Source organism: Curtobacterium sp. NPDC087082 (assembly GCF_044745045.1).
In the GTDB taxonomy this organism is placed as follows: Bacteria; Actinomycetota; Actinomycetes; order Actinomycetales; family Microbacteriaceae; genus Curtobacterium.
The window spans coordinates 224,679-242,488 of the sequence record NZ_JBIUZN010000001.1 but is presented as its reverse complement, the minus strand read 5'-3'; the positions used below and the strand labels follow the sequence as shown (position 1 = coordinate 242,488).

Below are 17,810 nucleotides of genomic sequence, written 5' to 3'. Positions count from 1 at the left end.
CGCCCCGGGAGCCCGGGGCGCCACGTCTTTACTGGGTGTTGACCTTGTCCGGCTGGTCCTGGATGGACTGCGGCTGCTGGGCTGCCACCGTGTTCTGCTCGGTGTCCTTCTTCTGGAACTGCCGCATCATGCCGCCGATGAGCGACGGGCGGCCCTGGGACTTCGAGTAGACGTCGAAGGCGACCGCGACGAGGAGGACGAGACCACGGATGATCTGCACCTTGTTCGACTCGATGCCCATGAGCTGGAGGCCGTTCGACAGGAGCGCCATCACGAGGCCACCGATGATCGACCCGGAGATCGTGCCGATGCCACCCGCGACCGCGGCGCCACCGACGAACACGGCGGCGATCGCGTCGAGCTCCCAGCCGGTGCCGTCAGCCGGACCCGAGGCGTTCGAGTAGCCGACGAACACCATGCCGGCGACCGCGGCGAGCACGGACATGTTCGCCATGACGAAGAAGTTGACCTTGCGGGCGCTGACACCGGAGAGCACCGCGGCGCTCGCGTTGCCGCCGACCGCGTAGACCTGGCGACCGAAGATCGTGTTCTTCGTGATGAAGCCGTAGATGATCGTGAGGACACCGAGGATGATCGCGACGATCGGGATCGAGGTACCGACGGGGCCGGCGCCGAACAGGTAGGTCGCGACGAGCGTGACGGCGACGAGGACGCCCGTGCGGACGATCGATACCCACAGCGGCGGGACCTCGGCCTGCATCTTCTTGCGGCGGGAGCGGCCGCGGGCCTCGATGACGATCAGGGCGATGATCGTGGCCAGACCGATGAGCAGCGTGCCGTTCGAGTACCCGAAGTCCGGGCCGAAGTCGCCGAGGTAGCCAGCGCCGATGGCGTTGTACGAGTCCGGGGTCGGCACCGAGGTCGACTGGCCGATGATCTGGTTCGCACCGCGGAAGATGAGCTGACCGGCCAGCGTCACGATGAACGCGGGGACCCGGACGAACGCCACCCAGAAGCCCTGCCAGGCACCGACGAGGGCGCCGACGGCGAGGCCGAGGATGATCGCGGCCCATGCCGGCCAGTGCCACACGGACATCGACTGCGCGACGATGATGCCGACGAACGCCGCGACCGAACCGACCGACAGGTCGATGTGGCCGGCGATGATCACCATCACCATCCCCAGCGCGAGGATGAGGATGTAGGAGTACTGCAGGAACAGGTTGATGACGTTCGTCGGCTCGAGGATCAGGCCCTTGGTCGTGATCGAGAAGAAGATCACGATCGCGATCAACGCGATGATCATGCCGTACTGGCCGATGCTGTTGCCCTTGCCGAACAGCAGTTTCAGGTTCTTCATGAGACGAGAGCGCCCTTCCGCGCGGAGGTCATGCTGCGCATGAGCGTTTCTGGATCGGCCTGTTCCGAGGGGATGTCGGCCGTGATCTGGCCCTCGAAGATCGTGTAGATCCGGTCGGAGAGGCCGAGGAGTTCGGGGAGCTCGGAGGAGATGAGGATGATGCCCTTCCCCTCGGCTGCGAGCTGCTGGATGATGCCGTAGATCTCGAACTTGGCGCCCACGTCGATGCCGCGGGTCGGTTCGTCGAGGATGAGGATGTCCGGGTCGGTGAACATCCACTTCGACAGGACGACCTTCTGCTGGTTGCCGCCGGAGAGCTTGCCGACGTTCTCCTCGACGGTCGGCACCTTCGTGCGGAGCAGCTTCCGGTACTTCTCGGCGACGTTGTACTCCTCGAGGGAGTCCACGACGCCGGCCTTCGAGATCTTCTGCAGGTCGGCCGCGACGGTCGATCGCTTGACCGTGTCGAGCAGGTTGAGGCCGAGCGCCTTGCGGTCCTCGGAGACGTAGCCGATGCCGTGCTCGATCGCCTGCTGGACGTTGGTGACCTTGATCTCCTCGCCGTCCTTGATGATCTGCCCGCCGAGCCACGTGCCGTAGGAGCGGCCGAAGATGCTCATCGCGAGCTCGGTGCGGCCGGCGCCCATCAGACCCGCGAAGCCGACGATCTCGCCGCGCTTCACGTGGAAGTTCGAGCCCTTGCAGACCAGGCGCGAGGAGTCGAGCGGGTGCTGGACGGTCCAGTCGCGGACCTCGAAGAAGGTCTCGCCGATCTTCGGGGTGCGGTCCGGGAAGCGGCTCTCGAGCGAGCGGCCGACCATGCCGCGGATGATGCGGTCCTCGTTGACGCCGTCGCCCTTGACGTTCAGCGTCTCGATGGTCTTGCCGTCGCGGATGATCGTGATCTCGTCGGCGATCTGCTCGATCTCGTTCAGCTTGTGGCTGATGATGATGCTCGAGATGCCCTTGGCCTTCAGCCCGACGATGAGGTCGAGGAGATGCTGCGAGTCGTTCTCGTTGAGCGCCGCGGTCGGCTCGTCGAGGATGAGGAGCTTGACGTCCTTGTGCAGGGCCTTGGCGATCTCGACGAGCTGCTGCTTGCCGACGCCGATGTTCTTGATCTGCGTGTCCGGGTCGTCGGCGAGGCCGACGCGGGCGAGCAGGTCCTGTGCACGGAGCTGAGCGCTCGTCCAGTCGATGACGCCGAACTTGCCCGGCTCGTTGCCGAGGAACAGGTTCTCGGTGATCGAGAGCTCCGGGATCAGCGCGAGCTCCTGGTGGATGATCACGATGCCGGACTGCTCGGACTGCTTGATGTCCTTGAACCGGACCTCTTCGCCCTCGAAGACGATCTCGCCGTCGTAGGTGCCGTACGGGTAGACGCCGGACAGGACCTTCATGAGGGTCGACTTGCCGGCGCCGTTCTCGCCGCAGATCGCGTGGATCTCGCCGGCACGGACGCTGAGCGAGACGTCGGACAGCGCCTTCACACCAGGGAACTCCTTGGTGATCGAGCGCATCTCGAGGATCGTCTCGGGTGCGGTGATCGACCGGGTCTCGAGGCCGGTGTCGATCGGGGTTGACGCCACGGTGCATCTCCTTCTGCCGCTGCGATGCGGCAGTCCTTCGGGTGGTTCTGCGAGCGGCGACGAAGGGCACAGGAGGCCTGTGTGGACTTCGTTGTCGCGTCCGGAGTCCCGCGTCGTGACGGTCATGTGACCGTTCACATCGGCGGAACGGAGGTAATACTACGCACGCGATCGGCGCGCCTGTCAATTCGGTTTGGTCGCGTTTGTGTAACGGGCCGCGTGATCTGGCGGAACCGGGCACCGCACGTCCCCCGCGTTGGGGTACCCGGGTGGGTCGATGACGGCCTGGAGGCGCGGGTCGGCGCCGCCCCGCGCCTCCCGTCCGCGCACGGGCGCGCCCACCCCGCGCGGCCGCGCCCGCCCCGCACGGCCGTGCCCGCCCCGCACGGGCGCGCCCGCCCCGCGGGGCCGCGCCCGCCCCGCGGGGCCGCGCCCGCTCCGCATCGTGAGCAGGAATGGTCGGGTCGCGTTGCCCGACCCGACCATTTCTGCTCACGAAGGGCGGCACGGCGGCGCCCGCGCCGCGCTCAGCGCTTGCGCGGGGCGCCCGTGGAGCCGCGCACCACGAGCTGGGGCACGATGTCGATCGGCCGGAGGACGGCGTCGTCGTCGCCGGGCAGGAGCAGGTCCACGCACCGTCGGCCGAGTTCGGCGAAGTCCACCTGCACGGTCGTGAGCGGCGGCCAGAAGTGCTTCGCCTCGGGGATGTCGTCGTAGCCCACCACCGACAGGTCCCCCGGGACGTCGAGGCCGTACGAGCGTGCGGCGTGCACCACCCCGAGCGCCATCGCGTCGTTCGAGCAGAAGATCGCGGTGCAGTCCCGCCAGCGCAGGAGCTCCCGGCCGGCGTGGTACCCGAAGTCGGCGGACCAGTCGCCCAGGATCGGCGGGACGACGGGCATGTCGCGGTCGGACATCTCGCGCAGGAAGCCCTGCATCCGGGCGTCTGCCTCGATCCAGTCCTGCGGTCCGGCGATGTGCCGGACGTACTCGTGCCCGAGGTCGAGCAGGTGCGCCGTCGCGAGCCGGGCGCCCTCCATCTGGTCGACCCAGAGCGCGGTCGGGTCCTCGCCGACGCTCGAGCGCATCGTGACGTACGGCGTCCGGATCCCGAGCTCCTCGATGAGGTCGAACACCCGCTGCTGCGGCGCGATGACCACGATCCCCTCGACGTCCTGGTCGAGCAGGTGCCCGAGGCCGTCGCGGACGGCGGTGTCGGTCGGCTCGGCGATGTTGGCCGTCGTGACGGAGTACCCGCGGCTGACCGCGGCGTCCTCGATCGCCTGCATCGTCACCGCCGGCCCGTAGTGCGAGCGCTGCGCGGTGAGCACACCGATCGTCCGCGTCCGGCTGGTGACCAGTGCCCGTGCGGCACGGTTCGGCCGGTACTGCAGCTGCTCCATCGCCGCGAGGACACGGTCGCGGGTCTCGGCCCGGATCGCGTCCGAGTTGTTGAGCACCCGAGACACCGTCTGGTGGGACACACCGGCAACCCGCGCGACGTCGCGGATGCTGGGCGACCGCGGTTGCTGTGCCCGCGTCGACGCCATTGCTACTCGTTTCCTGCCCGGGGCCGTGGCACGCCCATGTGCACGTTCACATTCCGAGCCAGATCATTATGCACGCCTCCGGCATCCACGCCACCTGAGTTGTCGTTTCCCGATCCGGTGGGGTACGGTTCACGTCGTATCCGGCATATCGCCCGTACCGGAACGTACAACTGCAGATCGGCCGTCCACCCGAGGACGGCAGTCGCTCCAGACCTCAGAGAACAGCGACACCCGCAGCGCACCAGCGCTGGGGTGTCGCTGTTCTCTTTTTTGCGTCCACCGAACCCCATCCACCACGAAGGAGTGGTCTTGACCAAGGCCCGCAGACTGACGAGCTTCATCGTCCTGTCGATGACCGGCGGCGTGATCTTCCAGGTCGCGTACATCCGGTTCGTGTTCCTCGCGGACACCGCGCACGCGCTCGACCTCACCATCCAGCGCTACGGCGAGATCACGTCGGTCTTCGGCGCCGTCGCCGTGCTCATGTACTTCTGCGGGGGCTGGTTCGCCGACCGTTTCTCGCCGAAGGTGCTCATCGTGATCGCGCTCGCGGGGATGGGGATCGTCGACCTCTGGCTGTCGACGGTGCCCGGTGAGACCGGCGTCGTGGTCGCCCACGTGCTCATGGCCGTCCTCGGCATGGGGCTGTACTGGTCGTCGCTCGTGAAGCTCGTCTCGATGCTCGGGACCGCCGACGAGCAGGGCAAGCTCTTCGGCTGGCTCGAGGGCGTCCGCGGCATCACGTCGACCGTCGTGGGCTTCGTCGGCGCCGCCATCGTCGCCGCCGCGATCGCCGAGACGGGCGGGGTCCTCTGGGTGATGCGCATCTACGGCGTGCTCTGCCTGGTGTTCGCCGTGCTCGTCCTGGTCGTGGTCCGCACCGACCGGGACGCCCTCGGCCAGGTCGGACGCCAGGCCGTGTCGCTCCGGGAACTCGGGGCCGCCGCCCGCAACAAGTACACCTGGCTCATCGGCTTCTCGATCATGGCGATGTACTGCTTCTACACGCTGCTCGGCTACCTCACGCCGCTGCTGCAGGACGGCTTCGCGGTGCCCGTCGTGCTCCTCGGGGCGATCGGCGTCGTCCGCACGTACGTGTTCCAGATCGTCGGCGGCCCGGTCGGCGGCGTGCTCGTCGACCGGTGGACGAAGTCGTCGCCGGCGTTCCTCCGGTGGGCGTTCGTCGTCGCGGCGATCAGCGCCGTGGGCTTCCTGCTCCTGCCGCACGACCCCGCCCTCGTGTGGATCGCCGTCGTGCTCATGATCGTGATGTGCCTCGCGGTGTTCACCTCGCGCGGCATCTACTGGGCGCAGATCGGCGAGGTCGAGGTCCCGCTCGCCCAGCGCGGCGGCGTGATCGGGCTCGCCTCGGGCATCGCCTACCTGCCGGACGCCTTCCTCCCCGCCCTCGGCGCGTGGTGGGTCGGCGACCCGGCGAACGGCGTGCCCTCGCAGGGCGGCGGCTACACGACCATGTTCGCCGTCCTCCTCGGCGCCGCCGTCCTCGGCTTCCTGCTCACCACCCTCACCATGCGCGTCCGTGCACGCGAACTGCGGAACCGCCCGGCGCCCGACGTCGTCGTCGCCGCCTGACCCACCTCGAAAGGACCCCTCACCCCATGGACATCCGCGACTTCTCGATGGACCTGTTCTCGCTCGCTGGCAAGCGAGCGATCGTCACCGGCGGCAACTCGGGCCTCGGCCAGGCGTTCTCGCTCGCCCTCGCCAAGGCCGGCGCCGACGTGTTCGTGCCGAGCGTGGTCGACGACGACGGCACCACCCGGGCGCTCGTCGAGGGCGAGGGACGCCGGTACGAGTTCCTCGAGGTCGACCTCACCGCCGCCGACGCCCCGACGCGCATCGTCGACGCGTGCACGGAGCAGCTCGGCGGGGTCGACGTGCTCGTCAACTCGGCGGGCATCTGCCTGCTCGACGACGTCGAGGCGTTCGACCGCGCGAAGTGGGACCCGATGATCGCCGTGAACCTCACCGCGCCGTTCGCCCTCGGGCACGCCGTCGCGAAGCACTTCGTCGCGCAGGGCGCGGGCAAGATCATCAACATCGCGTCGCTGTTCGCGTTCCTCGGCGGACAGTGGTCGCCCGCGTACGCCGCGACCAAGCACGGGATCGTCGGCTTCACGAAGGCGTACTGCGACGAGCTGGCGCAGCACAACGTGCAGGTGAACGCGATCGCGCCCGGGTACTTCGCCACGAAGATCACCGAGCAGACCCGGTCGGACCCGGAGACGAACCAGCGCGTGCTCGACCACATCCCGGCCGGGCGCTGGGGCGACGTCGCCGACCTCATGGGCGCGACGGTCTTCCTCGCCTCGCGCGCATCCGACTACGTGAACGGCCACACCCTCACCGTCGACGGCGGGTACCTCGTCCGCTGACGACGGACAGGAAGCGCGTGACGGCGCCGCCACGCGCCTCCAGGGCACAGACCACCAGACCAGAGCAACGAAACACACCAACGAAGGGCTCACCACCATGATCGACTCGATCGCCACCCTCGACCGGGCCGAGATCCTGCAGCGTCTCGCCGGCATCGTCCGCCCCGAACAGATCGACACGGACGAGCAGCACCTCAAGGACGCCAGCGTCGACCGGTTCAAGAAGTACCAGTCCGTGCACGGCATCCACGACGCCCCGACCCCCGTCGCGATCGTCAACGCCGAGTCCACCGAGGACGTTGCCGCGATCCTGGCGTTCGCGGACGACAACCTCGTCAACATCGTCCCGCGCACCGGTCGCACCGGCACCGAGGGCGGCCTCGAGACGAGCGTCGTCGACACGATCGTGCTCGACTGCTCGCGGATGGACGCCGTCCTGAAGATCGACCCGGAGAACATGCAGGTCACGGTGCAGGCCGGTGTGCCGCTCCAGCGCCTCGAGGACGAGCTCCGCCTGCAGGGCCTCACCACCGGCCACTCGCCGCAGTCGAAGCCGCTCGCCCAGTACGGCGGCCTCGTCGCGACCCGCTCGATCGGGCAGTTCTCCAGCCTGTACGGCGCGATCGAGGACATGGTCGTCGGGCTCGAGGCCGTGTTCCCCGGCGGGAAGGTCCGTCGCATCAAGGCCGTCCCGCGCCGCTCGGCCGGCCCGGACATCCGCCACGTGGTCATCGGCAACGAGGGTGCGCTCTGCGTCATCACCGAGGTCACGGTCAAGCTCTTCAGGTACCAGCCGGAGAACAACGAGTTCCACGGCGCACTCGTCGACGACATGCGCACGGGCATCGCGATCCTGCGCGAGGTCATCACGAACGGCTTCCACCCCTCGGTCGTGCGGCTGTACTCGCCGGAGGACGCCAACCAGCACTTCTCGCACTTCTCGAAGGACAAGTGCGTCGTGGTCTTCGTCGCCGAGGGGCCCGCCGGCATCGTCCGTGCGACCTCGGAGGAGATCGAGCGAGTCCTCGCCCAGCACCCGCACGAGCAGGTCGACCCCGCGCTCATCGAGGCGTGGTTCGACAACCTCAACTGGGGCCAGGACAAGATCGACGCCGAGAAGGCCGTCATGCTGCGGGACGGGCAGCTCGGCTACACGACCGAGGTCTCGGCGGACTGGTCGGCCGTCGGCGACGTGTACGACGCGGTCATGCGCCGCATCCGCGAGGAGTACCCGTACGCCGGCGACCTGACGATGCTCGGCGGCCACTCGTCGCACAGCTACCAGACCGGCACGAACATGTACTTCGTGTACGACTACCGCATCGACTGCTCGCCCGAGGAGGAGATCGAGAAGTACCACATCCCCCTCAACGCGATCATCGTCGAGGAGGCGCTGCGCCACGGTGGCTCGATGGTCCACCACCACGGTGTCGGCAAGTACCGCACCCCCTGGGTCGAGGAGGAGCACGGCTCGGCGTTCGCGATCATGCAGGGACTCAAGGCGCAGTTCGACCCGAAGGGCATCATGAACAAGGGCACGATCTTCCCGGAGCCGGGCGCGATCCAGCCGGCCGCGGCCGACCCCGACACCACCTTCGGTCGCGCGACGAGCGGGCGCACCGGCGCATGACCAGGTACCTCGTCGGCATCGACAACGGCTCGCAGTCGTCGAAGGTCACGGTCTTCGACGAGCGGGGCGGGGTCGTCGCCGAGGGGCGTGTGCCGCTGCGGCCGAACCACACGCCGGCACCTGGAGTGGTCGAGCACCCGGACGACGACCTCTGGGACTCGATCGCGGCGGCGTGCCGGATCGCGATGGAGGCGTTCCCGGGCGACCCGTCCGAGATCGTCGGCGTCGGCCTCTGCACGATCCGGTTCTGCCGGGCGGTGCTCCGCGCCGACGGGTCACTCGCCCAGCCGGTCCTGAGCTGGATGGACGCCCGCGTCGGCGCGCCCTTCGTCGCCGAGCAGGACGACGTGGCGTACGTCACGACGTCCTCCGGGTACGTCACGCACCGGCTCACCGGTGCCTTCCGGGACACCGCGGCGAACTACCAAGGAGTCTGGCCGATCGACACCGACACCTGGCGGTGGAGCGAGGACGAAGCGGCGTATGCCGCGACCGGCATGCGACGCGACCAGCTGGTCGAGCTCGTCGCGCCGGGCGAGGTCCTCGGCACCGTCACGGCCGAGGCCGCGGCGGCCACGGGCCTCCCGGTCGGCCTGCCGGTGGTCGCGACGGCCAACGACAAGGCCGTGGAGGCCCTCGGCTGCGGACTCCTCGACCCGACGACGCTCCTCGTGTCGCTCGGCACGTACATCGCAGGCATGTCGGTCGGCGAGCGGAACATCGACGGGGCGTCCGACTTCTGGACGAACTTCGGCTCGGAGCCGGGCCGCTACCTCTACGAGTCCGGCGGCATCCGTCGCGGCATGTGGACCGTGAGCTGGTTCCGCGACCTGCTCGGGCCGGATTTCGCAGCAGCGGCCGACGCGGCGGGCGAGCGCGCCGAGGACCGACTGGGCCGCGAGGCCGCCGATGTCCCCGCGGGCTCGGACGGGCTGCTGACCGTCCTGGACTGGCTCGCGCCGGCCGACGCGACGTTCCGGAAGGGTTCGATCCTCGGGTTCGACGGACGGCAGGGCCGGGCGCACGTGTACCGGTCGATCCTCGAGGGCATCGCGATGACGATGCGCGACCGCGGGGATGCCATGGCCGCCGAGCTCGGGACGGCGTACCGCCGGGTGGTCGTCTCCGGCGGTGGCTCGTCGTCCGACCTGATGATGCAGATCATGTCGGACGTGTTCCAGGCGCCGACCATCCGTGTGGTGGGCGACAGTGCTGCAGGGCGCGGGGCGGCGATCTGCGCGGCGGTCGCGACCGGGGTGCACCCGTCGTTCGAGGCTGCGGCCGCGGCGATGGTCGTCGAGCGGGACCGCTTCACGCCGGACCCGTCGGCCGCGGCGGTGTACGACGCGCTGCGTGCCGTGCACGCGGACGTGACGGCGCACACCGACGAGGTCTACCGGCGGACGGCGGCCATCGTCGGCTGACGGGTGCGACGCGATCGCTCGGAGGACGGGAGGCGCGGTGTCAGCTGGCACCGCGCCTCCCGTCCGTCGCTGCGACCGTCCGTCGCTGCGACCGTCCGTCGCTGCGACCGTCTAGAGCCAGTTGCGCTTGCGGAAGATCGCCCAGAGCACGCCCATCAGGGCGAGCATCCCGAGGATCGCGACCGGGTAGCCGTACCGCCAGTGGAGCTCGGGCATGTGGTCGAAGTTCATCCCGTAGACCCCCGCGATGAGTCCCGGGGCGAAGAGGATCGCCGCCCACGAGGAGATCTTCTTGACCTCCTCGCCCTGCCGGTGCGCGGCGCGTGCGAGCTGGCGGCTCTCCTCGCCCTGCGCGAGGCTGGCGCTGGTCATGCGGCGCATCGCCTCGTTCTGCTCCTGCGACACCAGGGTCGCGTGCAGCGTCAGGGCGTTCTCGAGCAGGGCCCGGAACGAGTCCACCCGCTCGGTGACCCGCAGCGCGTGGTCGAGCACGTTCCGCAGGCGGTGCTGGACCTCGTCGTCGACGCCGTACTTGTCGGCGCCGCGGAGCAGCCCCTTCACCATCGCGGGCACCGGCTTCGTGGCGCGCTGGAAGGCCAGCACTTCGCTGAGGAGCTGGTAGATCCGCTTCGAGACGCCGGGGTCGACCTGCCCGGCGAACAGCTGGTCCTCGATGGCGTCGACGTGGTCCTGCAGGATCTCGACCACGGGGGCGTAGCCGTCGACGACCTCGTCGAGCACGGCGGCGGTGACGGCCTCGGAGCCCCGGGCGAGGAACTCCGGGTCGGCCTCGACCCGGGCACGGAGCGCCGCCAGGTCGGGACGCTCGGCGTGCCGGACGCTCACCACGAACCGGTCGCCGACGAACAGGTGCACCTCACCGAACTCGACGGTCTCGGCAGTGACGTCGAACCACGCGGGTCGGAGCACCAGGAAGAGCGTGTCGCCGTACCGCTCGAGCTTCGCGCGCTGGTGTCCCTTGCGGGCGTCCTCCACCGCGTTCTCGTGCAGGTCGAACTCGGTCGCGACGGCCTCGAGCTCGGTGTCGTCCGGGCGGAAGAGCCCGATCCAGGCGAGGTCGCCCCCGGTGGCGAGCGACAGGGTCGACGGTGACCCGACGCGACGTCCCTCGACGTAGATCGCGTTGTCGATCAGTGCCATGTGCGTGCTCCTCTCGGGAGCAGGCAGGCGCGAAGTGACCCCGGAGTGGTTCCGGGGAGGGGTTTGCTCAGCGAACGGGCACGGCGACGAGCGTCAGGGGCGGCCGGCCCGATCGAGGATGGTCACCCGACATCGCGCCTCACCTGCCCTTCTGCTGGTCCGTCGGCCGCGGTGCGCAGCCTCGTGGCCACACCCGTGACCGACGGCCGACCCTACTCCGTCGAGTCGGCGGAGCCAAGTGAACGAACGCTCACATGCCCCAGACGTCGCGGTTCGACGACGCGACCGCGACCGCTCCGGCACCGAGGGCGGCCATCACGTCGGCCTTGTCGCACACCAGGCCGCCGGCGATGACCGGCACGGCGGTGTCGTCCCGGAGCCAGGTGATCACCCGCGGCATGCACCCGGGCAGGATCTCGATCGCGTCGGGTCCGGCCTGCTCGACCACGCGGGGGAGCTGGTGGTACGAGAACGAGTCGACGAGGAAGAAGCGCTGCACGGCGACGAGCCCGGCGCGCTTGGCGGCCCGGACGAGGTTCGACTTGGTGGAGAGCACGCCGTCCGCTCGGGTGTGCTCGGCGATCCACGTCACGACGACGTCCCGGGCAGCGAAGCCGTCGAGCAGGTCGACGTCCACGAGCACGGTCTTGCCGGCGTCCTTCGCCCGGGCGACGATGTCCGCGACGTCGAGGACGCTGCCGTAGAGCACGAAGACGACGCCCCGGTCGGAGGCCAGCACCTCGTCGAGCGCGGAGGCGTCCTTCACGCTGGCGATCACCGGGTCGTCGCGGAGTGCGTCGAGCACGGCGTCGGCTCCGGCCCGCGGTGCGACATCGCGTTCCGTCGTGGTCATACCGACCATTGTCGATGACGCGCCCTGACAATCGCGGGCGGGCGCGCACCGGTCAGCGGGTGATGTGCAGACCGGCCGTCGCGAGCTCGGTGAGCTGCCACCCGAGCCACGGGCTCCACGCGAACGGCGCACCGGCGACCGACTCCCGCAGCGCGGCCTCGGAGACCCAGGCGTACTCGGCGACCTCGTCGTCGGCCGGAGCCGGGACGTCGTCGGTGACCGCGCGGAAGACCGGGCAGACCTCGTTCTCGACGATCCCGGAGGCGTCGACGGCGCGGTACCGGAAGTCCGGCAGCACGAGCTCGACGTCGCGGACGGTGATGCCGAGTTCACGCGAGGCCCGTCGGGCGATCGCGTCCTCGAACGACTCGTCGGGACCGGGGTGGCCGCAGAACGTGTTCGTCCACACCCCGGGCCACGTCTTCTTGGACAGCGCACGACGGGTCACCAGGACGTCGCCGTCGGTGTTCCGCACGTGGCACGAGAAGGCCAGGTGGAGGGGCGTGTGGTCGGTGTGCACCGTGAACTTGTCCGCCGTACCGATCGGGGTACGGTCATCGGCCAGGAGCACCACGGATTCAGGGAAAGTCGTCATCTGCATCGATAGGTTAGGCCAATGAGCGAGGAAGCGGCCACCGTGGCGCACATCGACCTCGCGCTCGTCGACGACTGCCTCGAGCGCTTCTTCGCCGTGTCGTCGGCGCGCGCCGAGCGGTACGGACGACCGTCCGGGGAACTCTGGCGGGTGCTCCGCAAGGCGAGCATGGGCGGGAAGCGCTTCCGCCCGCGCATGGTCCTCACCGCCTACACCGGCCTCGGCGGCGACGACCTGCACGCGGCCGCGCACGTCGGTGCCGCGTACGAGCTGCTGCACACCGCGCTCGTCGTGCACGACGACGTCATCGACCGTGACTGGTCGCGCCGCGGCCAGCCGAACGTCGCCGGGTCCTTCCGCGACACGGGCACGACGGGCGGCCTGCCGCTGCCCACCGCCGAGCACCGCGGCATGAGCGCCGCGGTCATCGCCGGCGACCTGGCGCTCGCGGGCGCACCCCGGTTCATCGAGTCGGCCGGCGTCACGGGTGACCGACGTGCCCGACTGCTCGAGCTCCTCGACGAGGCCGTGTTCGCCAGCGCCGCGGGCGAGATGACCGACGTCGACCTCGCCCTCGGGGTGATGCCGACGGTGGACGAGGTCCTGCAGATGGAGCGTGCGAAGACGAGCGTGTACTCGTTCGAGGCGCCACTGCAGTCCGGTGCGGTGCTGGCCGGCGCCGCCGAACCGATCGTCGAGGCGCTCGGTGCCTTCGGCCGCGAGATCGGGATCGCCTACCAGATCGTGGACGACCTGCTGGGGGTCTTCGGCGACGAGGGCACGACCGGCAAGACCGTCCTCGGCGACCTGCGCGAGGGGAAGCGCACGATGCTGATCGCCCACGCCGCGACGACCGAGTGCTGGCCGGACATCGCGCCGTACCTCGGCAACCCGGACCTCAGCGAGGAGCGCGCGGCCGAACTCCGTGCGACCCTTGTCACCTGCGGCGCCCGGGCCGCCGCCGAATCGCGGATCGCCGAGCACACCGCACTCGCCCGTGCCGAGCTCGCCGGACTGCCGTACGACCTCGCCGACCGCCTGGAGGCCCTCGTGACCGAACTCGTGGAGCGCGCCCGGTGAGCCACAGCCGAACGGAGCCGCGTCCCACGACCCGGCTCCCGCTCTACGACGCCACGGCCGAGGCCGCGTCGGGCGTCGTCATCGACCGGTACTCGACGTCCTTCGGGCTCGCCAGTCGGCTGCTCACGAAGGACACGCGTGAGCACATCCGCAACGTGTACGCCCTCGTCCGGGTCGCCGACGAGGTCGTCGACGGACCCGCGACCGAGGCCGGACTCGACCACGACCTCGCCCGGACGGTCCTCGACGAGCTCGAGGCCGACACCGAGCGGGCGATCGCGCTCGGCTTCTCCGTCAACCCGGTGGTGCACGCCTTCGCCCGGACCGCTCGGGTCACCGGGTTCGGCCCGGAGCTCACGCGGCCGTTCTTCGCCTCGATGCGGATGGACCTCGAGCGGACCGAGCACGACCAGGAGTCCTTCGACCGCTACGTGTACGGCTCGGCCGAGGTGGTGGGCCTGATGTGCCTGCGTGCGTTCGTCCACCGCGCCGGCCGGCCGACGTTCGACGGCACCGTGCTCGTCGACGGGGCCCGAGCGCTCGGTGCCGCGTTCCAGAAGGTGAACTTCCTGCGCGACCTGCACGCCGACTTCGAGGTGCTCGGTCGCTCCTACTTCCCGGGGGTCGACATCCGCAGCTTCGACGAGGCGACGAAGGAACGACTGGTCGCCGACGTCCAGTCCGACCTCGACCGGGCCGCCCGCACCGTCCGGCTGCTGCCGGCCGACGCGCGGAACGCCGTCGGCCTCGCGCACGCGCTCTTCCAGGAGCTCAACGACCGCATCGCCGTCACGCCCGCCGACCGCCTGGTCACCACCCGGGTGCGCGTCCCGAACCCGGTGAAGGCCCGACTGGCCGCGCAGGTGCTCGCCGGACGTGCGCCGCTGCGGTCGCGCGCGACCCACCACCGGACGGGAGGCACGGCGTGACCCCGCCCCGCGCCTCCAGTCCGAAGGATGCCGGCACCACGACCAAGCGCAAGGTGCCCGCCCGACGTGCCGTCGTCATCGGCGGCGGCATCAGCGGACTCGCGTCCGCCGCCCTGCTCGCGCGGGACGGCTTCTCGGTGACCGTGCTCGAGCAGCGCGGGCAGCTCGGCGGCCGCGCCGGGTCGTGGGAGCAGGACGGCTTCCGGTTCGACACGGGCCCGTCCTGGTACCTCATGCCCGAGGTGTTCGACCACTTCTTCCAGCTGCTCGGCACCTCGGCCGACGCCGAACTCGACCTCGAGAAGCTCGACCCCGGGTACCGCGTGTACAGCGAGGGCTACGACGACCCGATCGACCTCCGCGCCGACAGGGAGGCGAACATCGCCCTGTTCGAGTCCGTCGAGCCGGGCGCCGGCAGACGGATGCGGAAGTACCTGGCCTCGTCCGAGGACACCTACGCGATGGCGATCCGCCGGTTCCTCTACACGACCTTCCAGGACCTCACGAAGCTCGCGGCCCCCGACGTCCTCCGACGGCTGCCGAAGCTCGCGCGCCTCCTCATCGAGCCGCTCTCGACCTTCGCCGAGTCCGCGGTCAAGGACCGCCGCCTGTGGCAGGTCCTCGGCTACCCGGCGGTCTTCCTCGGCACGAGCCCGTACGCAGCGCCGAGCATGTACCACCTCATGAGCCACCTCGACCTCGCCGACGGGGTGCTCTACCCGAAGGGCGGCATCACCGAGGTCATCTCCGCCGTCGAACGCGTCGCCCGCCGTGAGGGCGCGAAGATCATCGCCGGCGCCAAGGTCGAGCGGATCGTCGTCGAGGACGGCCACGTCACCGGTGTCGTCCACCGCGACCGCGCGGGCGCGCAGCACACGGCGCCCGCCGACCTCGTGGTGAGCGCCGCCGACCTCCGGCACACCGAGCTGCAGCTGCTCGACGCGGAGCACCGCACGTACCCCGCCGCACACTGGGCGAAGCGCGACCCGGGGCCGAGCGCGGTGCTCGTCTACCTCGGCGTCGACGGGCCCGTGCCGGGGCTGCTGCACCACACGCTGGTGTTCACCGAGGACTGGAAGGCGAACTTCGGCGCGATCTTCGGCGCCGACCGGCACGTCCCCGACCCGGCGTCGATCTACGTCTGCGCTCCCTCGGAGACCGACGCCTCGGTCGCCCCGCGGGGATCGAGCAACCTGTTCATCCTCGTGCCGCTGCCCGCCGACCTGTCGATCGGCAAGGGCGGCATCGACGGTGCCGGCGACTACGAGGTCGAGCGGATCGCCGACCGCGCCATCGACGTCGTCGCCGAGCGTGCCGGCGTGCCGGACCTCCGCGACCGGATCCGGGTCCGCCGGACGATCGGTCCCCGGGACTTCGCCGACGACTACAACGCCTGGAGCGGCTCGATGCTCGGGCCGGCGCACACCCTGAAGCAGAGCGCGTTCTTCCGCGAGAAGAACGCCTCGGCGAAGGTCGACGGGCTCTACTACGCCGGTGCCTCGACGATCCCGGGCATCGGGCTGCCGATGTGCCTGATCAGCGCCGAGGTGCTCCTCAAGCGCATCCACGGGGACACCAGCACCGAACCGCTCCCGGCACCGCTCCGGCGGCCCGGCGCCACTGACTGATGCCCGGGCTCTACCTCGCCGGGCTGCTGGTGTCACTCGTCGGCATGACCGTCCTCGATGCCCGGTTGCACCTGTTCTTCTGGCGGGCGCCGTGGCGTGCGGCGGCCGTGATGGTCGTCGGCGTCGCGTTCTTCCTGCTGTGGGACGTGCTCGGGGTCGCCCTCGGCATCTTCTTCATCGGGCCGCAGAACCTGCTGACGGGGGTCCTCCTCGCGCCGGACGTCCCGCTCGAGGAGCTCTTCTTCCTCCTGCTGCTCTGCTACACGACCATGAACCTGGTCGGCTTCGTGCAGCCCCTCGTCGCGCGGGGCCTGCGGCGGGCCGAGCGGAGCGGATCGTGACCGGCTCCGGCGCGTACGCCCTGCTCGCGCTGCCGTTCTTCGCCGCGGTCGCGGTGGTCGCCGTCGCCGCCGGGATCGTCGCCGCACGACGTGCTCGTGCCCGGGGCCGCCGCGCACCGACTGGCCGACGGATCGCCCTCGTGACCGGGCTCGTCGCCGGCATCGCCCTGCTCGTCATGACCATCGTGTTCGACAACGTCATCGTGACGCTGCGGATCGTGGCGTACGACCCGGCGCTCATCAGCGGTGCGAAGATCGGGGCGATCCCGGTCGAGGACCTCGCGTACTCGATCGCCGCGATTGTGCTGCTCCCCAGCCTGTGGGTCCTGTTCGACCGACCCATCCGGCCATCCCACGAAGAGGAACCGACCCGATGAACGCGAGCACCGCCTCCAGGCCGTCGACCCTGCGCGCCCTGTTCGTGTCGTCCCGGCCGATCAGCTGGGTGAACACCGCCTACCCGTTCGGCGCCGCGTACCTGCTCGGCAGCGGGGTCGGTGTCGAGGGTGGCGGCGGGTTCTCGCTCGTTGCGTTCCTCGTCGGCGTCGTGTACTTCCTCGTGCCCTACAACCTGGCGATGTACGGCATCAACGACGTCTTCGACTACGAGTCCGACCTGCGGAACCCGCGCAAGGGCGGGGTCGAGGGTGCCCTGCTCGACAAGAGCGTGCACCGCACCACGCTCTGGGCCGTCGTCGTCACGAACGTGCCGTTCCTGGTCGCGCTCGTCGTGCTCGGCGCGGTGTCCGGCAACGGGCCGTGGTCGTGGCTCGTCCTCGCGATCAGCGTGTTCGCCGTCATCGCCTACTCGGCACCGGGGCTGCGCTTCAAGGAGAAGCCGTTCCTCGACTCGCTCACGTCGAGCACCCACTTCGTCTCGCCGGCGATCTACGGCCTGGCGCTCGCCGGCCCGCACTGGACCGGCCAGCTCGTCGCCGTGTGCGTGGCGTTCTTCCTGTGGGGCGTGGCGTCGCACGCGTTCGGTGCCGTGCAGGACGTCCTCGCCGACCGGGCCGGCGGGATCGGCTCCGTGGCGACCGTCATCGGTGCGCGCGCCACCGTGCGCGTGGCGTTCGTGGCGTACCTCGTCGCCGGTGTCGCACTGCTGTTCTCGGCGTTCCCTGGTCCGATCGCCGCGATCGTCGTCGTGCCGTACGCCCTCAACGTGCTGCCGTGGTGGAACGTCACCGACGCGGGCGCCGAGTCCGCGAACGCCGGGTGGAAGCGGTTCCTCTGGATCAACTACCTCGCCGGGTTCATCGTGACGATGGCACTCATCGCGTACGCGTTCACGCACTGACCCGTGCCCTGAC

16 protein-coding genes are annotated in these 17,810 nt (G+C 70.0%); 10 read left to right on the top strand and 6 right to left on the bottom strand.

Annotation, left to right across the window (positions count from 1 at the left end):
* Positions 1-28: 28 nt before the first annotated feature.
* The 3 genes from mmsB to ACIPEP_RS01035 form a co-directional block, all read right to left on the bottom strand.
* Positions 29-1,321, bottom strand: a complete 1,293-nt coding sequence (gene mmsB / locus ACIPEP_RS01045) for a multiple monosaccharide ABC transporter permease (protein ID WP_070417112.1) — start codon at positions 1,319-1,321, stop codon at positions 29-31.
* Entirely contained in the window at positions 1,318-2,841 is a 1,524-nt protein-coding gene (gene mmsA, locus ACIPEP_RS01040) for a multiple monosaccharide ABC transporter ATP-binding protein (RefSeq protein WP_175473765.1), read from the bottom strand. Before mmsA ends, mmsB begins: the two co-directional genes overlap by 4 nt.
* A 596-nt stretch (positions 2,842-3,437) precedes the next feature.
* On the bottom strand, positions 3,438-4,460 hold the full coding sequence (locus ACIPEP_RS01035; RefSeq protein WP_070417111.1) for a LacI family DNA-binding transcriptional regulator: 1,023 nt from the start codon (positions 4,458-4,460) through the stop codon (positions 3,438-3,440).
* A gap of 309 nt (positions 4,461-4,769) precedes the next feature.
* On the opposite strand from ACIPEP_RS01035, the gene ACIPEP_RS01030 reads away from it, so the two are divergent.
* The 4 genes from ACIPEP_RS01030 (at position 4,770) to ACIPEP_RS01015 (ending at position 9,910) form a co-directional block, all read left to right on the top strand.
* The gene (locus ACIPEP_RS01030) at positions 4,770-6,053 is read left to right on the top strand and encodes a nitrate/nitrite transporter (protein WP_402716216.1); all 1,284 of its coding nucleotides are present in this window, start codon (positions 4,770-4,772) and stop codon (positions 6,051-6,053) included.
* 26 nt (positions 6,054-6,079) lie between these two features.
* Positions 6,080-6,856, top strand: coding sequence for an SDR family oxidoreductase (locus tag ACIPEP_RS01025; protein ID WP_402716215.1), 777 nt, complete (start codon positions 6,080-6,082; stop codon positions 6,854-6,856).
* A gap of 97 nt (positions 6,857-6,953) precedes the next feature.
* Entirely contained in the window at positions 6,954-8,486 is a 1,533-nt protein-coding gene (locus ACIPEP_RS01020) for an FAD-binding oxidoreductase (RefSeq protein WP_402716214.1), read from the top strand.
* A complete protein-coding gene (locus tag ACIPEP_RS01015; RefSeq protein WP_402716213.1) occupies positions 8,483-9,910 on the top strand; it encodes an FGGY-family carbohydrate kinase in 1,428 nt (475 codons plus the stop codon). The genes ACIPEP_RS01020 and ACIPEP_RS01015 overlap by 4 nt, the downstream gene beginning before the upstream one ends.
* A gap of 111 nt (positions 9,911-10,021) precedes the next feature.
* Here ACIPEP_RS01015 and ACIPEP_RS01010 read toward each other — a convergent pair whose 3' ends face one another.
* The 3 genes from ACIPEP_RS01010 to idi form a co-directional block, all read right to left on the bottom strand.
* Positions 10,022-11,071, bottom strand: a complete 1,050-nt coding sequence (locus tag ACIPEP_RS01010; RefSeq protein WP_402716212.1) for a magnesium and cobalt transport protein CorA — start codon at positions 11,069-11,071, stop codon at positions 10,022-10,024.
* A gap of 250 nt (positions 11,072-11,321) precedes the next feature.
* Positions 11,322-11,924: a glycerol-3-phosphate responsive antiterminator gene (locus tag ACIPEP_RS01005; RefSeq protein ID WP_071294384.1), complete on the bottom strand. Its 603-nt coding sequence runs from the start codon at positions 11,922-11,924 to the stop codon at positions 11,322-11,324.
* A 52-nt stretch (positions 11,925-11,976) separates the two neighbouring features.
* Positions 11,977-12,519, bottom strand: a complete 543-nt coding sequence (gene idi / locus ACIPEP_RS01000; RefSeq protein ID WP_070417109.1) for an isopentenyl-diphosphate Delta-isomerase — start codon at positions 12,517-12,519, stop codon at positions 11,977-11,979.
* 21 nt (positions 12,520-12,540) lie between these two features.
* Between idi and ACIPEP_RS00995 the strand changes: the two genes are divergently transcribed.
* Genes ACIPEP_RS00995 through ACIPEP_RS00970 form a run of 6 tightly spaced genes read left to right on the top strand, consistent with a single transcriptional unit; the run spans position 12,541 to position 17,797 of the window.
* The gene (locus ACIPEP_RS00995; RefSeq protein ID WP_402716211.1) at positions 12,541-13,599 is read left to right on the top strand and encodes a polyprenyl synthetase family protein; all 1,059 of its coding nucleotides are present in this window, start codon (positions 12,541-12,543) and stop codon (positions 13,597-13,599) included.
* On the top strand, positions 13,596-14,528 hold the full coding sequence (locus tag ACIPEP_RS00990; protein ID WP_402716210.1) for a phytoene/squalene synthase family protein: 933 nt from the start codon (positions 13,596-13,598) through the stop codon (positions 14,526-14,528). Before ACIPEP_RS00995 ends, ACIPEP_RS00990 begins: the two co-directional genes overlap by 4 nt.
* The gene (crtI, locus tag ACIPEP_RS00985) at positions 14,525-16,156 is read left to right on the top strand and encodes a phytoene desaturase family protein (RefSeq protein ID WP_083295095.1); all 1,632 of its coding nucleotides are present in this window, start codon (positions 14,525-14,527) and stop codon (positions 16,154-16,156) included. The genes ACIPEP_RS00990 and crtI overlap by 4 nt, the downstream gene beginning before the upstream one ends.
* Positions 16,156-16,497, top strand: coding sequence for a lycopene cyclase domain-containing protein (locus tag ACIPEP_RS00980; protein WP_402716209.1), 342 nt, complete (start codon positions 16,156-16,158; stop codon positions 16,495-16,497). Before crtI ends, ACIPEP_RS00980 begins: the two co-directional genes overlap by 1 nt.
* Positions 16,494-16,874 carry a lycopene cyclase domain-containing protein gene (locus ACIPEP_RS00975; RefSeq protein WP_402716208.1) on the top strand — a complete coding sequence of 127 codons (381 nt, stop codon included), beginning with the start codon at positions 16,494-16,496 and terminating at the stop codon, positions 16,872-16,874. The genes ACIPEP_RS00980 and ACIPEP_RS00975 overlap by 4 nt, the downstream gene beginning before the upstream one ends.
* Positions 16,871-17,797 carry a prenyltransferase gene (locus ACIPEP_RS00970; RefSeq protein WP_402716207.1) on the top strand — a complete coding sequence of 309 codons (927 nt, stop codon included), beginning with the start codon at positions 16,871-16,873 and terminating at the stop codon, positions 17,795-17,797. Before ACIPEP_RS00975 ends, ACIPEP_RS00970 begins: the two co-directional genes overlap by 4 nt.
* Positions 17,798-17,810: the final 13 nt, after the last annotated feature.

Coding starts and splice junctions, on each gene's coding strand:
- ACIPEP_RS00970 (WP_402716207.1), top strand. CDS start 16,871: ATGAACGCGAGCACCGCCTCCAGGCCGTCGACCCTGCGCGCCCTGTTC.
- ACIPEP_RS00995 (WP_402716211.1), top strand. CDS start 12,541: ATGAGCGAGGAAGCGGCCACCGTGGCGCACATCGACCTCGCGCTCGTC.
- ACIPEP_RS01020 (WP_402716214.1), top strand. CDS start 6,954: ATGATCGACTCGATCGCCACCCTCGACCGGGCCGAGATCCTGCAGCGT.
- ACIPEP_RS00980 (WP_402716209.1), top strand. CDS start 16,156: ATGCCCGGGCTCTACCTCGCCGGGCTGCTGGTGTCACTCGTCGGCATG.
- ACIPEP_RS01035 (WP_070417111.1), bottom strand. CDS start 4,460: ATGGCGTCGACGCGGGCACAGCAACCGCGGTCGCCCAGCATCCGCGAC.
- ACIPEP_RS01005 (WP_071294384.1), bottom strand. CDS start 11,924: ATGACCACGACGGAACGCGATGTCGCACCGCGGGCCGGAGCCGACGCC.
- mmsB (WP_070417112.1), bottom strand. CDS start 1,321: ATGAAGAACCTGAAACTGCTGTTCGGCAAGGGCAACAGCATCGGCCAG.
- ACIPEP_RS01025 (WP_402716215.1), top strand. CDS start 6,080: ATGGACATCCGCGACTTCTCGATGGACCTGTTCTCGCTCGCTGGCAAG.
- ACIPEP_RS01010 (WP_402716212.1), bottom strand. CDS start 11,071: ATGGCACTGATCGACAACGCGATCTACGTCGAGGGACGTCGCGTCGGG.
- ACIPEP_RS01015 (WP_402716213.1), top strand. CDS start 8,483: ATGACCAGGTACCTCGTCGGCATCGACAACGGCTCGCAGTCGTCGAAG.
- idi (WP_070417109.1), bottom strand. CDS start 12,519: ATGACGACTTTCCCTGAATCCGTGGTGCTCCTGGCCGATGACCGTACC.
- mmsA (WP_175473765.1), bottom strand. CDS start 2,841: ATGCGCTCGATCACCAAGGAGTTCCCTGGTGTGAAGGCGCTGTCCGAC.